The sequence below is a fragment of the Rubripirellula reticaptiva genome, from assembly GCF_007860175.1.
Taxonomy (GTDB): domain Bacteria; phylum Planctomycetota; class Planctomycetia; order Pirellulales; family Pirellulaceae; genus Rubripirellula; species Rubripirellula reticaptiva.
In genome coordinates, this window is the sequence record NZ_SJPX01000002.1 from 1541808 (window position 1) to 1555461 (window position 13654).

General features: G+C 54.9%; 11 protein-coding genes. 7 read left to right on the forward strand and 4 right to left on the reverse strand.

Features of this window, described 5'->3' with window-relative positions:
- Window positions 1–3: 3 nt before the first annotated feature.
- Both Poly59_RS12045 and Poly59_RS12050 read right to left on the reverse strand, forming a co-directional pair.
- Window positions 4–762, reverse strand: a complete 759-nt coding sequence (locus tag Poly59_RS12045; RefSeq protein ID WP_146534250.1) for an energy transducer TonB — start codon at window positions 760–762, stop codon at window positions 4–6.
- A 31-nt stretch (window positions 763–793) separates the two neighbouring features.
- Window positions 794–1009 (reverse strand): hemin uptake protein HemP, encoded by a 216-nt coding sequence (locus Poly59_RS12050; protein WP_146534251.1) that lies wholly within the window; start codon window positions 1007–1009, stop codon window positions 794–796.
- Between the two features lie 311 nt (window positions 1010–1320).
- Here Poly59_RS12050 and Poly59_RS12055 point away from each other — a divergent pair, with 311 nt between their 5' ends.
- The 4 genes from Poly59_RS12055 (at window position 1321) to Poly59_RS12070 (ending at window position 6713) form a co-directional block, all read left to right on the forward strand.
- Window positions 1321–3777, forward strand: a complete 2457-nt coding sequence (locus Poly59_RS12055) for a TonB-dependent receptor (RefSeq protein ID WP_146534252.1) — start codon at window positions 1321–1323, stop codon at window positions 3775–3777.
- Between the two features lie 105 nt (window positions 3778–3882).
- Window positions 3883–4269 carry a hypothetical protein gene (locus Poly59_RS12060; protein ID WP_246151577.1) on the forward strand — a complete coding sequence of 129 codons (387 nt, stop codon included), beginning with the start codon at window positions 3883–3885 and terminating at the stop codon, window positions 4267–4269.
- A gap of 266 nt (window positions 4270–4535) precedes the next feature.
- Window positions 4536–5717, forward strand: a complete 1182-nt coding sequence (locus Poly59_RS12065; protein ID WP_146534253.1) for a BON domain-containing protein — start codon at window positions 4536–4538, stop codon at window positions 5715–5717.
- A gap of 339 nt (window positions 5718–6056) precedes the next feature.
- Window positions 6057–6713, forward strand: coding sequence for a hypothetical protein (locus Poly59_RS12070; protein ID WP_246151578.1), 657 nt, complete (start codon window positions 6057–6059; stop codon window positions 6711–6713).
- A gap of 116 nt (window positions 6714–6829) precedes the next feature.
- On the opposite strand, the gene Poly59_RS12075 is transcribed toward Poly59_RS12070, so the two are convergent.
- On the reverse strand, window positions 6830–7819 hold the full coding sequence (locus tag Poly59_RS12075; RefSeq protein WP_146534254.1) for a hypothetical protein: 990 nt from the start codon (window positions 7817–7819) through the stop codon (window positions 6830–6832).
- 133 nt (window positions 7820–7952) lie between these two features.
- Here Poly59_RS12075 and Poly59_RS12080 point away from each other — a divergent pair, with 133 nt between their 5' ends.
- The 3 genes from Poly59_RS12080 (at window position 7953) to Poly59_RS12090 (ending at window position 10878) form a co-directional block, all read left to right on the forward strand.
- On the forward strand, window positions 7953–9266 hold the full coding sequence (locus tag Poly59_RS12080) for a dienelactone hydrolase family protein (RefSeq protein WP_146534255.1): 1314 nt from the start codon (window positions 7953–7955) through the stop codon (window positions 9264–9266).
- Window positions 9263–10438 (forward strand): 3-hydroxyacyl-CoA dehydrogenase family protein, encoded by a 1176-nt coding sequence (locus Poly59_RS12085; RefSeq protein ID WP_146534256.1) that lies wholly within the window; start codon window positions 9263–9265, stop codon window positions 10436–10438. The genes Poly59_RS12080 and Poly59_RS12085 overlap by 4 nt, the downstream gene beginning before the upstream one ends.
- A gap of 155 nt (window positions 10439–10593) precedes the next feature.
- Window positions 10594–10878: a hypothetical protein gene (locus Poly59_RS12090; RefSeq protein WP_146534257.1), complete on the forward strand. Its 285-nt coding sequence runs from the start codon at window positions 10594–10596 to the stop codon at window positions 10876–10878.
- Window positions 10879–11049: 171 nt separating this feature from the next.
- Here Poly59_RS12090 and Poly59_RS12095 read toward each other — a convergent pair whose 3' ends face one another.
- Window positions 11050–13650 (reverse strand): MFS transporter, encoded by a 2601-nt coding sequence (locus Poly59_RS12095; protein ID WP_146534258.1) that lies wholly within the window; start codon window positions 13648–13650, stop codon window positions 11050–11052.
- Between the last annotated feature and the right edge of the window lie 4 nt (window positions 13651–13654).

Here is a 13654-nt window from a genome sequence, read left to right on the forward strand (position 1 = left end):
TCGCTATAACCGAAATCGAATCGGCAGTACTTCCACCGACTCAGTTGCTCGCCCGAAACGCCGCGCAGGTTGTCCGTGCCATTGACTCACTGCCGCGACGGCTGCGCGATCAAGAGTCGTGTGGCCGCTGGATTCGACAACTTTAACTTCGGCAACGCGCCCGACCGAGTCGATTTTTAATCGCAGCATGACCGTTCCCTCCAAACCGTCACGCACAGCTTCGACCGGATACTCCGGTGGTGGACTGAATGAAAAGTCCACCGCGATTTTTTCCGCGAGCCCGACCACTTGCTCAAGTGGCGATAGATCGACCGATGGCGGTTTGGATTGGCGGGCGACCGATCGCCTCGGCCTTGGCTCGGCAGTGAACTCAATCGTTGGCATGTCCACGACCGCAATCGACGTTCGCGAAATTATCGGTTCGCGTTCAGATTGACATTCATCCCACTCGGGCAGTGATCGGTCGGCGACATTAGTCGGATCGACGGGCGATTTGTCGACCAGAGATTTCAAGTCCCGATCGATCGCTTCGACGGGCGTCGGCTGACGAATCGCAATCGGTTCAGCCGCTAAGCTGACCATCGTCATCGCAACCGACTCGGTCGACGTTGCACTGGCGATGCTGATCTCGATCGAAACAGCATTCTGGTGACCAGAGGTTTTGAATCGATTGACCACTGAAATCGGTAACGCGCAGATCGCCCCCATCACGCTCGCATGAACGGCAACGGAGATCAGAGTCGAACGGACAAACGATTTCAAAATGAATTCCAGTACTCGGCCGCGAAAGCGACTATTTACTTAAGTATAATTTTCCCGATGAAGTCAGCCGCAAACGGTAAACATCGCCTGCGTGATCGATCCATACCTCTCGTCGACCACGTAGTATTTCTTGCGAGGAGATGAACAACGGATCCTGACCAGAATGGTCCGACCGCCCACTGCAGTCGAGCGTTTTGCTCGACTCTTCGATTTTGCACGGATCATCGGGTTTTTCAGATTCAGGCATCCTACTTCCCTAATGCAGATGTCGTGCCGCCCCAGTCGACTTTTGCTTCGCATGGCCTTTTTCCCACTTTGAAGCCGGTGAAATGGACCCGAGCGACGCAAAATCCGCCCGCGACGGCGAAACGAACGCCACGAAATCGAAGATCGTTGTTCCCATTATTCGCGTTGAGGCAACTTTGCCGGTGCCGGATGCAACGGGCAAAGCGTTCAAGCCGCTTGCGCCGATGACAACCAATGAACCAACCAGAACGATTACGCTAGCCTAGCCCTGTTGCGACGGCTGAAATTCGTTCGGATTAAAAGTCAGCTACTGTGAAACTGCATTCCATTCTCGGCCTGACGCTGGCGACTGCACTTGGATCGAGCGTCCTTGTTTCTAGCGTCTGCGCCCAAATCGTGACCGACAGCAACGTCAGCCTGGCAACGCTGCTGCAACAAAACGAGTCGGCGACGTTACCAGAGATCGAAGTCCGCCCACCCGCCGCAGAGCCACCGATCGCCCCGATCGACACACCACCGGATACCGTCGTTACACCAGCGCCAATGCTGGCACCAAATTCCACTCCTATCGAGCCAGCATTTGCACCGCCAGAGTTCCCGACGAATGGATCATCGGTCGCCTCGCCCTCACCGGCAAACGTTGCAAGCCGCGCGCCCGCGTCACCATCGAATGGCGCCACCGCAAACTCACCCTTCAGCGACTCGTTCCCTTCGCTTAGCGAACAAATTTTCGGCTCAATCGCGAGCAACCCCACCGGACTCAACAGTGCTTTTCGTGGCGAGTCGGATCTGTTTGATTCGCCCCAACTGGGCACCATCGTCGACCGATCTGACTTGGATAGGCGTCAGGCCACGACGATGTTTCGCGCCCTTCAAAACGAAGTCGGCGTGACGTTGCAACAGACCGGCAACGGCCAATTGTCGCCGTTCATTCGCGGATTGACGGGGCAACAGATCCTGGTGCTGGTCGACGGAATTCGGATGAATACCAGCATCCTGCGTCCTGGTCCTAATCAATATGCCGCGACGATTGATCCAGGAACCATCCAGCGGATCGAAGTCATTCGCGGAGCCGAATCGGCTCTGTGGGGAAGCGACGCGATTGGCGGTGTCATCAACGTGGTCACTCGGTCGGCTGATCCGCTGCGTGGCAACTATTCGAGCCCCGAATTCAGTCAGATCTACAGCTCGGCCGAAGCTTCATCCTACACACGCACCGGCTTCAGCGGATGGTACGGCGCCACCGGAATCGTCGGTGGCATTTCGTACCTGGACGTCGGGAATGTCGATCGCGGAGGCGATCTTGGACGCCAATTTGCGACGGACTACCAGCAGTACGCCGGCGACGTGAAACTGCAACGAATGTTGACCAAAGATCATCTGCTGACAGTGGCACTGCAACATTTTGAACAGCAAGACCTGAAACGCAGCGACCGATTTTTGCCGTTTGTCCTGGGGCCGGCCCCGGACGGAAGCGTGCCCACACAGCGCCCCACCATTTATGATCCGCAGCAACGGGATCTGATCTACGCACGACTGGAAGGCTTGCTGCCCGACGACGTGTTCTTTGCCGACGCTTATTCAGTCACGTTCTCGGGAACGCGAACCAAAGAAGGCTCCATCGTTGATCGTTACACCGACAATTCGGCGGCTGCCACGATCACTCGCCGCGAAATCAGCGAGTTCGACGACCTCGGTTGGGGCACGGTGCTGTCGGCGGTGAAGAATATGGGCGACTTTGGCAGATTGACTTACGGCACCGACTTCTATGCCGAATCGATCAACGCCGAGCGGATTCGAATCAACGATCCCGCGAACCCGGTCTCGACGCCCGCCAACGTGGATCCCCAGTATCCGGACGACAGCGCAGCCGATCGAGTCGGCGCTTACTTGTCATGGAACGTCCCCGTGACCGATCGGCTTGATGCAACGACCAGTGTTCGATACGAAAACATCAACGTTTCGGGCACGCCCAACTTTACCGGCCTGGGTGAAACCTACTTTCAACGTTCTTACCAAGACTGGATCGCCAGCATCGGCTTGTCTTACGAGTTGACCGAGAACATGCGTTTGATCGGCGGTGTATACGAAGGATTTCGAGCACCCACGATTGACGATTTGACGGCCAACAAGACTTCGCTGCAAAATAATGTCTCGGTTCCATTGGTTGGAAACTTGGCGGCTGAGCCCGAACATAGCTACACGTATGAAGTCGGATTGAAGTTCAATTACGACCGACTGCGATTGCAGGCAGTCGAATACTGGACGGACTTCGATAGTTTTCTGTCGCGTGAAACGATTGGCGGCGTTGACTTCTTGACGAACCAAACGGCGTACCTGAACGGTACCGAAATCAACGGCGAATACTTGCTAACGACAAACCTTTCGCTGTACGGAAACTTTGCTTACACGTATGGCCAGATCACATCGAGTGACGAACCGATCACCCGCATTCCGCCCATTCAGAGCATCCTTGGACTGCGTCTGACGGAACCTAACGCGAACGCCTTTGTCGATGTCTACACATGGATGGTGGGGCGATCGGATCGTTACAACCAACTGAATCTCAGCGACGTGCGATTTATACCGGGCGGCACGCCGGGCTATGCGACCTTGAACGTTCGAACAGGGCGAAGCTTTGGCGACAAACGCCAACATCAACTGTCCTTGTCGCTGGAAAACCTAACCGACAAGGGATACCGAGTGCTTGGCAGTGGCGTCGATGGTACCGGGTTCAACGCAATCTTTGGGTACCAGTGGCGACTATAGCATGTCACTGAGACGCCCCCTGAGACTTCCCCAGGAACTATGCCCAGTCGGTGCCAGGCGAGTCGCCTATGGTCCCTATCCGATCAGACGTTATCGTTTACCGTCATGAACCGATTATCCCAACCGCCTCGAACGGCCAGACCCGACTACTCGGCCAGCACCCGCCCGCCCGCCGATCCGCGCCGCGTCTTGGTATTACTGATCGCGATTGTGCTGTTGGTCGTTTGTGGCGTGGTGACTTGGAAATTCGGCAGCGACGGATCGGCTCGGTTTCTGTCGGCCGCGACGGGCCGAGTCGGCTTGTTGATGGGGGCTCTGTGGTTGGCTTGGCCATCACTTAAGAAACCCGCACGATGGTTGCCCCCCGGGATCGCGGTTGCAGGTGTTGCAGGTTTGGCAGTGATCGCCGTCCGGCCTCAATTGGCCTTGGTCGTTTTTCCAGCAATCGGCACGATCGCCGCGATCACAGTTTTCATGCGTGGGCTGCGATAGACGGTGTCGTTCGTTGCGTTCTAAGTGCTGTGAAACTGCGACAGTGTTAAAATTTGCGGGCGCTGCAAACGGAATCAGCGACAAAATCAGAAAAAACCTACCTTGCACCTCCCTAACAAGCCGAAACTACCAGCAACACCAGTCTGGTATTACCGCCTGAACCACCAAGTCCCCACGACTGGGCGACTTGCCCATCGACATCGTGTCGGCGGAACTTGTAGTGGAACAGGCCCAGACGGATCTAGGACTGCAGGGAGGCATATTCAATGCGACGCAAGTATTTCGGATTGGCGATTGCCGCGCTCGCTACCCTCGGGCCAATGCAGGCCTGGGGTGGCGACCGCGAAATCGCGGAACAGATCATCTCGCGATTAAAGACGAATCGTGATTCAGGAGCTCTCAAGGACTTCACCCTCGACATGAAAGTCGACGATGGCGTGGTGTTGTTCCGAGGCAGCGTAAGCAAAGCGGCTCAGAAGGACTTGGTCCTTGACGCCGCCGACGGCATCGAAGGCATCGCAAAGATTGTTGACGAAGTCAGCGTGATCGCAGCTCAAGTTGCTGCGACTGAGACAGCCGAAAAGGCATCGATCGTGAAACCCTCGACCGAAGTTGCAACGGCCGAGGAAATCGAACTTCAACAAGTTCCTTTGGAACTAGCAACCGAAGCTCAACCCGCCAGCGACTTTTCGTTCCGAGAAGCTCTGGCTGCTCAAGCTCGGGCGATTCAACCAAGCTCAGTGATGCCCGGCGAAATTCGCCCTGCATCGGCGGTTGAACCACTCGATGATGATGCGGTTGTCAGCAGCGTGGTCAACGCGCTCAGTCAAGCGAAAGATGCCGGCCAATTGAAGGGCTTTGGCGTCGACGTGAAGAGCAACAACGGCGTTTTGCAACTGACCGGCCGTGCCGCCAGTGCCGAACAACGCGTTGAAATTCTTCGCATTGCTGAATCGGTGCCCGGTGTTTCAGGGATTCGCGAAGCGATCTCGGTTGCCTCGACACAACCTGCGAGTTTGGCCCGTCTGCCACAATCTGGAACACCAGCTCAATTGGCATCGGCTCCGAGCTATCCGCAGCAACAAATGGCACCCCAACAAGCGATGACGGCTCCTTACCGCACGCAAAATGGTCAGCCACAACAAGGCCAAATGCGAACCGTTGGCATGCACGGTGCACCAGTGATGGGACAGCCTGTCCCAATGGCACCGTACTCGTCCGGCGGCGGAGCACCACGGTACGATTCGCCCAACCTGCCTAACTATGCTTGGCCAGGCTACGCGGCTCACCCCAACTATGCGGCGGTCACGTACCCACAACAGTACAGCCCATCGGCATGGCCATACATCGGCCCGTTCTATCCTTATCCACAAGTCCCACTGGGATGGCGTAAGGTCAGCTTGGAATGGGACGACGGTTGGTGGTTCTTGGACTTCACAGACCGCTGATCCATAGCTGGTTGTTAAACTAGCCAAAGCTTTAGCGTGAAACAGAAGCCCGTCCGCGACACTTGTCGCAGGCGGGCTTTTTTCGTGCGTGGGCGTCGACTTCGTGGAAGAAGCTTCTTTCGTGATTCACGCAGGCAGCTGCGGCGGCAGACGTGCCCGCACACGGCCATGCCCAGCAAACACGGACCAGTGAAGACGGCCTCGGCCAAAGTCCAATCACCAAATCGAACGATTCTTCGGAATTACCCGCAAGATCGGCACAGGTTCACACGATACTACTGGTACGCAAGAGGTGCCGAAGCCTCTCGCACATGGAACGAACCACGGAAGGTTTCTCGGATGACCAGCTCGAATTGCCGTCGCACTCACGAAACGAGTAACGCGACCCACGATTCAATTTCGCCTAAACGCACGTGCGTCGGGCAACATCGCATCTTGGGCCGAATCGCCCTGGGGACGTTGGCCTTGATGGCCATTTCGACCACCGGGTGTTTTGGTACGGGTGGCGGATTCAATCTCGGATTCCTCGGATATCCGATTCCCGTCAGCCCCTACTATCAACACAAGCAAGAAGAAAAGTTCTGGAAGCACGAGCGTTATGAACGCGTGCCGATCCTGGCGCCGACCACGTCGGGCGGTACCGTCAAGGCACTTGACCCACCAAGTGATGACGAAGTTATCCATGCCCTGGAAACCGCTCGCCCGGTCCAAGGTGGCATTCCGTTGATCTATGAAAAGCAACGGAACAACGTTCGCATCATCAAAGAAAAGATCGCCGACTACATCGATCCGCCGCGTTTCTATCCTTTGATCGGCCCGGCACAATTGCACCACGCTCACTACAAGTGCACGATTTACTTCGACGAAAAGACTACCGTCGGCTACCCAGTGCCTCATACACTGCATGACCGCGAAGCAATCGAAGTAGTGTACATCGACCACAACCACTTCCACATGGTTGGCGACGTCGAACCGTACACGACGCCGAACCTGTAAACGGAACCGATCACCGCTTAGCGGTCGCTCGTTCCCGATCGCTGGCGACTTGATCGCCGCAACGTTTAACAGCCACGAACTACCAAGCCAGCTTGATTCAATCAGGCTGGCTTTTTTTATGCACCTTCAAGTGGTTTAGAATTCAAAGTTGCCTGACGTCGCAAACGCGAACGTCGACCCAAGAACCATGCCAGCGCCCCAGCACCGATTCCCCACGGCAACAATTGTTTCAGATTGTTCCAGTTCATCGTCGGAGTGATCGGATCACCGGAAATTGAAAAACGCTGGTCTTCATTCGCAAGATCACCGCTCAAGATGCTGCGGTGCACCAGCAGATCCGGTTGCAGCAACCCCGCCGAATCAGCCGTCGCCATGAACTGCTTGGCCGGGCGATTGGAACGTACAAATCCAGTGGCTTGGTCTCGCACGTCACTGTTCACGTAGCCATCGACGATGCTATCCCAAGCCGCATGCTGCAAATACAACGCATGGTCAAATCGTTCGACCGAGTGCACTTCACCGTCGTGAATGTGCACCGTGGGAAAGAACACTTCCGCAGGCCAGCGTGTCGCAAACTCCATCGCCATCGGATGAGGCTTTCCCGACAATTTCTTGAGCTGAAAAACAGCGAATCCAAAGTCGTGGTAAAGCGGCAATTGATCCCAGACCGACGAGGCAATCGAAAACTGAGGATCAAGCCGATCAAAGTCCTGCAGCGAGGGAACGTATGAAGCGATGTAGTCGCCAATCTCTTGAACCTCGATCATTGCCGCCGATGAGCTCGTGATCAGTTCGTTGGTTGAACAACCAATCGACACACCAGGGATGAACGGAAACCCACGTTCAAAATGCGAGAAGAAATCGGGGTACCCTTCCAACGAAATGAATCGCAGTGGCCTACCGCCAGCCAATGAATCATTCGCCGCTGAATCATGGGTGTCTCCATCACGGACAGCCAAATCAATCGGCAGCGGCAATATCATCGCTGTGGGCGATTCGGACTCGTACTCCATCTCGTACGCCAAGAACTGAGTCCCCGATGCGGCCAAGCGACCAAAGATTCGCGTGTTCCCCACATGCGAAACGGGCTGACTGAAACAACACATACCAATGCCCTCTTCTTCGTTTGAACGCCAGTAATCCAAATATACGGTATCATCAGCGGCATCAAATTGCTGGATGGGGACGCTAGATTTGCGTCTTTGTCTCCGTTTGCCTCATTGATCCAGGATCTTCGCGATGACCATACCTCCCTCTGCCGTTTCTGTGATCTTGATCGGGATGATTTTGACGGCGATGACTTCGCCAGGTCCAGCAAACGCTCAATCGACCGGCACGGCGGCAAAAGCATGGCGTGCCGATCCGGCGATCGTGGCCAAGCTTTCCCAAAAGCGATCGGAATTCAATTACGACGAATCGAAGGTGCCCAAGTATTCAATTCCCGATCCGCTGGTGATGCAAAATGGCGATCCAGTCACCTCTGCCGACCAATGGTTCGACCAGCGCCGACCTGAACTGCTCGATTCGTTCCGGAAACTCGTTTACGGCCAGCGCCCCGACACACAGTATTCGCTTTCTTTCGCGACAGTTTCCGAAGCAACCATCCTGGATGGCACCGCAATCGGGAAAACAATCACGGCCACGCTGCAAATCGATGACCACACGTTTTCGTTCCCCTTTGTGTTGTTCACTCCGACCAATGCCGGTAATGACCTGCCTGCGGTCATTCTCATCAACAACCGATCGTTTCCATCGGTTGATGAAGTGAACAGCAAGTACGATTCGTTTTTCCCGGTCAAAGACCTGATCGATCGTGGATACGCGGCGGCCGCGTTCTTTACATCCGATGTCGATCCCGATCGCGCGGACGGTTTTGCCGATGGCATTCGCGGATTCTTCGCTCAGGGTAAACCACTGGCCGACGACGCTTGGCGAAGTCTGTCGGCTTGGGGATTTGCTGCCAGTCGTGTGCTGGACTACCTCGAACGACTGCCGGAAATTGACTCGTCGCGAGTTGCTGTCGTCGGCCATTCTCGGGGCGGAAAAACTTCGCTGTGGGCGGCTGCCGAAGACCCTCGATTTGCGGTCGCGTACAGCAACCATTCCGGATGCGGCGGCGCTGCCCTATCGCGTCGAGCCTTTGGTGAAACCGTCGATCGAATCACGTCCGCATTTCCGCATTGGTTCAGTCCCAATTTTGCAAAGTATGCTGGCCGAGAAAACGAATTGCCGATCGATCAACACGAATTATTTTCGCTGATCGCTCCGCGTCCCGTCTATGTAGCCAGCGCTGACGAAGACTTGTGGGCTGACCCGCGAGGCGAATATTTATCGCTCGTGCTATCCGCACCGGTGTATCAATTGCTTGGCAAACGATCGATCGGCGATGAAGTCATCGCAGACTCTGATTTGACCAACTCCGCCTACCCGCCACCGCTGGATCACCCCGTCATCGTGGGCCAAACGGGCTATCACATCGGTTCCGGTGGCCACGGATTGACCCATGTGGATTGGAAGAACTTCCTAGATTTTTTCGGTAGGCTGCCGAAGTGAGTTTGGCCGGAACCATTCTCGTAGGTGCCGGTGTCGTCGGACGATCGATCTTACGCGCCCACATCGACGCCCGGATATCGGTCCATCTGGTCGACATGAATCCATCTGCGATCGAGCTCGCGATCGATTCACTAGACCTAAGCGACGACTGGCAGGTCATGCCACCAGCTCAAATCAGCGAGTCGTTGACCACCGTTCCAATTCGACATGGTAGAGACAGCGAGCCGCGACCGACAATTTTAATCGAATCCATTGCCGAGCGATTGGACGTCAAACAAAAGTTCTTTGCCGAAGCGGCGCAAGTCTTTGCTGATGAAACGGTTTTCTGCAGCAACACATCAACGCTGCGGATCACGACGATCGCGTCGTCGCTTCAATGCGCTAGCCGATTTGCAGGGATGCACTTCTTCATGCCGGTCGAACAGCGACCGGCTGTTGAAATTGTTCGCGGCGAACGCACCAGCGAAGCAACCATCCAAGCCTGCAACCAACATGTCCTGCGTCTCGGAAAAGAACCGCTGGTGGTCAAAGACAGCCCCGGTTTTATCGTCAATCGGTTGTTATCACCGTATTTGAACCAAGCGATGCTGCTGCTGTGCCATGGTGTTGCCGCCGACCGGATCGAGCGTGCGGCGATCGCGTATGGAATGCCGATGTCGCCACTCGAATTGATTGACACCATCGGAACTCGCACAACGTTTGATGCTGGCCGCGTGTACTGGCAATCGTTTCCCAATCGGATCGCTCCAGCACCCATGCTAGGAAAAATGATCAAGACTGGACGACTAGGCAAGTCGGTCGGCGCAGGGTTCTACGATTACACGAACGGCCAACGTTCCCAGGATCTAGCGCCGGAGACCATAAAACTTGCCGAGAGTTATTTTCGGCCCATCGCGGAACTAACCGATCTTGATCTAGTCGAGCTCCTATCGATTCCGATGCGAATCGAAGCGGCAATTGCCCACGACGAGGGCACCGTTTCATTGTTTGAATCGTTCGACGTCGCGATGCGAGGTGGACTTGGATTCTCACCCCACCAAGCTTGGTCTGAATTCTTTAATGATCTTGGCAGCGACACGATTCAATCCTCGATCGAACGTTGGCGGCCAACTTTCAAGTCAATGAATCACGATTTATCAGCCCGGCAATTGCTGGAACAACGACCATCCTGATCGCAAAATCATCACAATTCGCGGGCAGTCCACTAGGAAAGGGGGGGCGACGACCCATAATGAACATCTGCTACCCAAGTTGGGCGGCACGCGGGGCGATGGATTGCGTCCGCTTGATTCGATCAATCGTTTGAATAGTTGGAAGAGGTTTTGTGATGAAGTCAGGTATTTTCAGCGTTGCTTTGTTGACGTTCGTGTTGTCGTTGGTCGGTTGCGAAGCAGCCACTGATGAAATCAGTAAGGGCGCAAGCGACGTTGCCGACACCGCCAGCGAAGCAGCCGACAGTGCCGGCGAAGCAGTTGACGCTGCTGTCGACTCAACCACCGAAGCAATCGGTCAAGCAAAGGATAAAGCAGAAGAAGTCGTCGGTGATGGCGTCGATGCCGCCGAAGAAAAGATCGGCGAAGCTGCCGATGCTGTCAAAAACGCTGTCGAGTAAGACAACCTTTCAAAATCAGAATCAGACGTTGGCGACGGCAACTAACCCTGTAGCGCCCAAGTCTGAATCGTTCATGCCAACAAGCGGCCAGTGTTCTCACCAGCCGCTTGCTGCATTTAGTGATGACGCAAATCAACTGTCTCGCTGGGACAAAAGAGCCAACCAGCCGACTTACTCGATGCAGACAAGATATTCCTGGCGCTGATCGTTTTGATACTCGGCCATTCGAAGGAAGATCTGCTTGCCGCTAAACGTTGGCGTTGCAAAGACGCTGGTGCCTAGTTTATTGACGCTGACCTTTTTGAATCCGTCGGAGTTGGCTTCGAAAACATGCGTCTCGCCGTCTTCATTGGTACCGTAGATTCGGTCGCCGACGAGAACCAACGAACCGCTGAACGTGCCGCCGAGTCGCTTCTTCCACACCGTCTCACCGTCGGCTGCCCGAATGCAGACCGCGATTCCTTCGTCGAGCACGGCATACAAATAACCGTCGCGCAGCACAAACGAAGGAACATAGATTCGCAAATTTTGGTCCCAAACCAGTTTCCCCGAATCGGTCGCGTCATAGGCGGCCAAATGATTTCGGGGATAGCCACCGCTGCTGAACACCAATCGACCGTCGGTCGGTGTCGATGAAACGCACTCGGTGGTTGCGCCATCGACCTTCCAGAGAACTTTTCCGGTCATCGGATCCAAGCTTTCGACAATGTCACAGCCCGTCATGATCAATTGGTCTTCACCATCGATTTGGACAATCGATGGCGATGCGTAGTTGGGTTTGGCAGGACGATCATGTTTCCAAAGCATACTTCCGTTTTCGCGGTTCATCGCCACGACCGCACCGCCGCCTTTGTTGTCAGCCGATGCGATCACCATCGATCGATAGATCACCGGCGAGCTACCGTAACCTTGATGGACTTCGTAGTCGGATACCTTTGACTTCCAAAGCAGTTCTCCATCCAGCGATAACGCGGACGTCCAAACAGCGTTGTCATTCAAGAAATTGATAAACAGACGCGTGCCATCGGTCGCGACCGATGAAGAAGCCATCGAGGCTTTGTCGTTTGCTTTGCGGCCACTCTTACTGGCAAAACCGCCTTCGTGAACGATCGCTTGCCAAACCTGCTGGCCCGTATTTCGGTCAAAGCAAAGCACAAGCTGTTGCTGAGAATCCGCTAGCGCGGTCGGCACATAAACTCGATCGCCCAACACCATTGGCGATCCGTGACCGCGTCCTTTGATCGGTGACTTCCATCGCACGTTTTCGGTATCGGACCAAGTCGTCGGCACACCGGTCGCCGTCGTCACGATGCCGTCGTGATTCGCACCGCGCCAAGCGGGCCAGTCAGTCGCAGAAATGTCGGCTGCCGAGGAATTCGTGGTGCAGGCTAAGGAGCCCAGAAACAACAACATCGCCGCAGTCGTGCCGGACGGTTTTCCATGATCTTTGCCATGATCACGGAACAACAGCACAAATCCAACCAACACAGCAAGCGCGAAGAAGGCAGGTTTCATCCACAGCTCTTTCCATTCGATCGATGCCAATTCCGAGTGCCGCAGTTCGTCCTTTTCGGCGACCATTGCGGCAATTGAATCGGGACTCGCACCGGCCTGAGTGGCCGACTCGATCGCCTTGGTCTTCTCGACGACTTGTTCGTTGAATTGCTTTGCTTGTTCGGTCGTGTGCTGGCCTTCGACTTGCCCGGCAACCTGAGCACCGATCATCATGCCGAGACCGAGCGTCAACATGACCAACAATCCCTGGGCTTGAGCACGCATCGCCGGCGGAGCCTTTTTGTCGGTGTAGATCTGGCCCGTGACGAAAAAGAAGTCGTAACAGATGCCGTGCAAAACGATCCCGCCAATAATCATCCAGCGAATTTCGTCCGATGCACCAAACGCGAACAGAGTGTAACGAAGCACCCAAGCCAACATGCCGATCGCCAGCATCCACTTCACGCCCAAGCGTTTGAAGAAGAACGGTACAACCAACAGGAACGGGATTTCGAACCACTGGCCAAATGACATCGTGAACGCAATCGGCAACTGAACCAACTCGACGACGCGGCTGGCGATTTGGTAATAGAAAGCCAAAGGGATGCAAATCAGAATCGATGAAATCACGAACACGGCGTACGAGCGGTCTTTGAGCAATACCAACGCATCAAGTCCAAAGAGTTGGCGAATGCTAACCTTTTCGTCGGACTTGACCGGTGGCGTATCAGGCAAAAAGAAACTGAACACGCCTAGCAAGATCGCTGCGCCTGCGGCCATGTAAAACATTCCCGCGTTGGTTTCAAAACCCGTGAAAGTCAAAGCAAAACCGGCCGCGATCCAGCCGATCGTTCCCAATACTCGTATGCCAGGAAATTCAGTTTCCGGATCCGACATGTTCTTCATAGCGATCGTGTTGGTCAGCGCCAACGTGGGATAATAAGTCAGCATGTAACCAAGAAAAAATCCCCAGTTCAGCACGGACGGCGATGGCGATTCACCCTTCATCACGGAGACAGCAGCAAACAAAATCCCGCCACCAAGCAGGTGCAAAATCGCTAGCACTTTCTGAGCACTGAAAAAGCGGTCGGCAATCAATCCAACCAACAGCGGCGTCAACAAACCAGCGATCGGACCAACCGAATACGTATTGCCGATATCACCGGCATCAAAGCCGATCGTTTGCAAAAAGTTAGGTGCGGTGACGTACCAGGCTCCCCAAACAAAGAACTCCAGAAACATCATGATGGAAAGCTGGACGCGGACAACAGGATTCATGAGT

Coding starts and splice junctions, on each gene's coding strand:
- Poly59_RS12060 (WP_246151577.1), top strand. CDS start 3,883: ATGAACCGATTATCCCAACCGCCTCGAACGGCCAGACCCGACTACTCG.
- Poly59_RS12070 (WP_246151578.1), top strand. CDS start 6,057: ATGACCAGCTCGAATTGCCGTCGCACTCACGAAACGAGTAACGCGACC.
- Poly59_RS12050 (WP_146534251.1), bottom strand. CDS start 1,009: ATGCCTGAATCTGAAAAACCCGATGATCCGTGCAAAATCGAAGAGTCG.
- Poly59_RS12080 (WP_146534255.1), top strand. CDS start 7,953: ATGACCATACCTCCCTCTGCCGTTTCTGTGATCTTGATCGGGATGATT.
- Poly59_RS12090 (WP_146534257.1), top strand. CDS start 10,594: ATGAAGTCAGGTATTTTCAGCGTTGCTTTGTTGACGTTCGTGTTGTCG.
- Poly59_RS12075 (WP_146534254.1), bottom strand. CDS start 7,819: ATGTGTTGTTTCAGTCAGCCCGTTTCGCATGTGGGGAACACGCGAATC.
- Poly59_RS12065 (WP_146534253.1), top strand. CDS start 4,536: ATGCGACGCAAGTATTTCGGATTGGCGATTGCCGCGCTCGCTACCCTC.
- Poly59_RS12095 (WP_146534258.1), bottom strand. CDS start 13,650: ATGAATCCTGTTGTCCGCGTCCAGCTTTCCATCATGATGTTTCTGGAG.